General features: G+C 73.9%; 2 protein-coding genes. One reads left to right on the top strand and one right to left on the bottom strand.

Features of this window, described 5'->3' with window-relative positions; all coding sequences use genetic code 11:
• The first annotated feature begins 704 nt into the window (after window positions 1-704).
• On the top strand, window positions 705-2,555 hold the full coding sequence (gene ilvD / locus GUY61_RS35465) for a dihydroxy-acid dehydratase (protein WP_166634425.1): 1,851 nt from the start codon (window positions 705-707) through the stop codon (window positions 2,553-2,555).
• Between the two features lie 376 nt (window positions 2,556-2,931).
• Here the strand turns inward: ilvD and GUY61_RS35460 are convergent.
• Window positions 2,932-4,152, bottom strand: a 1,221-nt coding sequence (locus GUY61_RS35460; protein WP_166634424.1) for a PQQ-binding-like beta-propeller repeat protein, incomplete at its 5' end; no start/stop codon positions are given.

Raw genomic sequence — 4,152 nt, 5'->3', positions numbered from 1 at the left:
CCCCTGCCCCGGGCCTCCGGCCCTGGCCTCCGGCGTCGGCTCGGTCAGGCCACCACGCGGGCGGCCCTGGCCCCCGGCCGGTGGTTCTCAGCCCAGCGTGGGCCCCGGCCCCGGCCCCGGAGCCGGCGCTCGGTCCGGGTTCTCCTGGGCTTCTGGGGGAATGGATGCCGCGCACCCTGGAGTTATGGCCGGGGGAGCGCGGCATCGCATACCTCCGGCCGCTCTCCGGCCTCCGGATCCGGCCCTGGGCCCTGCTCCGGGGCGCGGGCCTCCGGTGTCGGCCCGCCCCGCCTTCACACGGGCGGCCCTGGCCCCCGGGCCTTCGGCATCGGCTCGACCCCACTCCTCGGTTCGGCCCCCGGGCCCGGTTCGGGTCGGGGCACTCGGTGGGGGTGGGCCCCTGGCCCCCTGCGCTCCGGGTTCGGGTGCCCGCCCCGGGGCCCGGTTCGGTGGGGCGGGTGCTTGCCGGGGCGGCCGTCCTCGGACGGGCGTTCCGGTGGGTCGGTACGCCGCCGGGCCCCGGGCCCGGCGTCGGGGCGGGGCGATTGCGTGCCGCGTGGGTGCGGGCGACGGGGCCGGGGACCCTCGCCGGAGGCGTTCCCGCTTCGTGAGCCGCGCGTCCCGCACTGCGGACAAGGTGTCCAGATCTTGGAGCTGAGGCGTAGGCTCGACCTATCAGTGCTGATCCCCAGGGAGTGATCACCGTGCCCGAGCTGAGGTCCCGTACCGTCACCCACGGCCGCAACATGGCGGGCGCCCGCGCCCTCATGAGGGCCTCCGGTGTAGCGAGCGAGGACATCGGCAAGCCGATCATCGCCGTGGCGAACTCATTCACCGAGTTCGTGCCCGGCCACACTCACCTCCAGCCGGTGGGCCGGATCGTGAGCGAGGCCATCAAGGCCGCGGGCGCCGTGCCGCGCGAGTTCAACACCATCGCGGTGGACGACGGCATCGCCATGGGACACGGCGGGATGCTCTACTCCCTGCCCTCCCGGGACCTGATCGCCGACTCCGTGGAGTACATGGTGGAGGCGCACTGCGCCGACGCCCTGATCTGCATCTCCAACTGCGACAAGATCACGCCCGGCATGCTGATGGCGGCGCTGCGCCTCAACATCCCCACCGTCTTCGTCTCCGGCGGCCCGATGGAGGCCGGCCGGGCGACCCTCGTCGACGGCACGGTCCGCACGCTCGACCTGATCGACGCGATCTCCGACGCCGCCAACGACAAGATCTCGGACGAGGACATCCTCCGTATCGAGGAGAACGCCTGCCCGACCTGCGGCTCGTGTTCCGGCATGTTCACCGCCAACTCGATGAACTGCCTGACCGAGGCCATCGGCCTCTCGCTGCCCGGCAACGGCTCGGTCCTGGCCACGCACACCGCCCGCAGGGCGCTGTACGAGAACGCGGCGCGGACGGTCGTCGACATCACCCGGCGCTACTACGAGCAGGGCGACGAGACGGTCCTGCCGCGCGCCGTGGCCGGCTTCGCGGCCTTCCAGAACGCCATGGCGCTCGACATCGCCATGGGCGGCTCGACCAACACGATCCTGCACCTGCTCGCCGCCGCCCAGGAGGCGGGCGTGGAATTCGGTCTCGACGAGATCGACGCCGTCTCGCGCCGGGTGCCCTGCCTGGCGAAGGTCGCTCCGAACGTCGCCAAGGACCGCACGTACTACATGGAGGACGTGCACCGCGCCGGCGGCATCCCTGCCCTGCTCGGCGAGCTGCACCGCGCCGGGCTCCTGAACGAGGACGTGTACTCCGTGCACAGCCCGTCCCTCGCCGACTGGCTGAAGACCTGGGACGTGCGCGGCGGTTCGCCGTCCCCCGAGGCCGTCGAGCTGTGGCACGCGGCGCCGGGATGTGTCCGCTCCGCCACCGCCTTCTCGCAGTCCGAGCGCTGGGAGGCCCTGGACGAGGACGCCGAGAACGGCTGCATCCGCTCCGCCGAGCACGCGTACTCCAAGGACGGCGGCCTCGCGGTCCTCAAGGGCAACCTGGCCGTCGACGGCTGCGTCGTGAAGACGGCGGGTGTCGACGAGTCCATCTGGACCTTCGAGGGCCCGGCGGTCGTCTGCGAGTCGCAGGAGGAGGCCGTCGACAAGATCCTCCGCAAGGAGGTCACGCGCGGCGACGTGGTGGTCATCCGCTACGAGGGCCCCAAGGGCGGCCCCGGCATGCAGGAGATGCTCTACCCGACCTCGTTCCTGAAGGGCCGCGGCCTCGGCAAGAGCTGCGCCCTGATCACCGACGGCCGCTTCTCCGGCGGCACTTCGGGCCTGTCGATCGGCCACGCCTCGCCCGAGGCGGCCTCCGGCGGCACGATCGCGCTCGTCCGGGACGGGGACCGGATTCGGATCGACATCCCGGGCCGCTCGATCGAACTCCTCGTCCCGGACGAGGAACTGGCGGCCCGTCGCGAGGAACTGAACGGCGTGTACGCGCCGAAGGCCCGCGACCGCAAGGTCTCCGCGGCCCTGCGCGCCTACGCCGCGATGGCGACCAGCGCCGACAAGGGCGCGGTGCGGGACGTGTCGAAACTCGGCTGAGCCACCGGGTCGCTGAGTCCAAGGGCGGGTTTTCTTCGTACGTCTGAGTGAAGGCCCCCGGCGTTGCCGATCGCCGGGGGCCTTCACCCCGTGCCTCGATGCCTCACATCCGCTCGCGCCCGACGCCGAGGCTCGACGACCGCTCGCTGCGCTTCACCGAGCTGCGGCGCAAGATCGACGGCATCAGCCGGCGCACGCCGGCCCTGCGCCGGCCGGACCGAGCAGCAACAGAAGGAGATCGCGGCGGCGCGCGGCGTACGACGAACGAGAGGCGGCCGCGCGGAGAGGCGGCCGCGCCCGAGAGCGGCCGGGGCCGTTGCGGGACAGGGCGATTCCGTCGGCAGCAGGTCCTGACCAGCGGCCCGGGCCCGCCCGGTCACCAGCCAGCGGGATCCTCGGCGGAGACCGCGAACACGCTTCCGTCCGGTGCCGCGCCGATCACCGCGTCCCCGGCGAGCAGCGGAGCGGGCACCGAGCTGACGACGCCGCCCGCGGCCTTCGCCCCGCCGAGCCGCGGCTCGGTCTGGCCCGTGATCGTCGCCCGTTCCGTGTCCACGGCGATCAGCCGGCCGTCGGCGGCGCCGAAGTAGAGCCGGTCGCCGGAGGCCGAGACCACGGGCCTGGACGCCAGGCTGACGGAGGTCTCGAGCCGCCACAGCTCGCCCTTGCCCCCCTCGGTGTCGAGGGCGACGAGCGAGCCGCCGTACCCGAGCAGATAGGCCGTGCCGTCGTGGACGGCGGCCCGCGCGTCGGGCAGCGGGAAGTCGAGCGGAACGCGGCGGGCCGTGCCGGAGGCGGTGCCGCTCCCGGCGGACGGCGGGTCGAAGCGGACCAGCGCCGTGGTGCGCGTGCTGTTGTCGGACTCGGTGAGGTAGAGCGTCGTACCGGACACGTCGACCGGGTCGAGGACCTCGTCGAAGCGGTGCTGCCAGAGGGCCTTGCCGGTCGCCTGGTCGACGGCAGTGACCGTCGTCCCGCCCCCGCCTCCCGCACTGCTGTGCCGGGCGACGGCGTATACGGGCCCCGAGGCCCCGGCGGACGGCAGCGTCGCGAAGTACTCGGCGGACAGGGAGCGCCGCCAGCGCTCCTCACCGGTCGCCGCGTCCCGCGCCGTCACCTCACCGTTCCCGGCGACGAGGAGGACGCTGTCGCCGACGAGGTAGACCCGCCCCCCGTACGCCGAGACGTCGAGGTCCCAACGCACCTCACCGGTACGGGGATCGAGCGCCTCCAGAGTCGCACCGCCGCCGGGAGCGGGGAAGACCAGCCCGCCGGCCCGCACGGGCGCGGTCGCGACCGCCGCACCGCCCGACTCCGTCACGGCTCCCTCGGCCGACCACAGGCTCTTGCCGGTCGCCGGGTCCAGAACCGTCGCCTTCGTGCCGGGCGCCGCACAGGCGAGGCCACCCCCGCCGTACGAACACTGCGGCGGGCCGGCCGCGCCCGCCGTCTTCGATGCCGTGCCCCCGCCGGTCCGCAACTCCTCGCGCCATGCCCGGAATCCGGCGGTGGAGCCGCCCTCCGAGGCGTCCGGGGACGCCGTGGCGGCGACGGCGCCGGCCTTCGTTCCGGCCCCGTCCGTGCCGAACACCAGGAA

Source organism: Streptomyces sp. GC420 (genome assembly GCF_009916105.1).
Lineage (GTDB): Bacteria > Actinomycetota > Actinomycetes > Streptomycetales > Streptomycetaceae > Streptomyces.
This window is presented reverse-complemented; position numbering and strand designations above follow the sequence as displayed.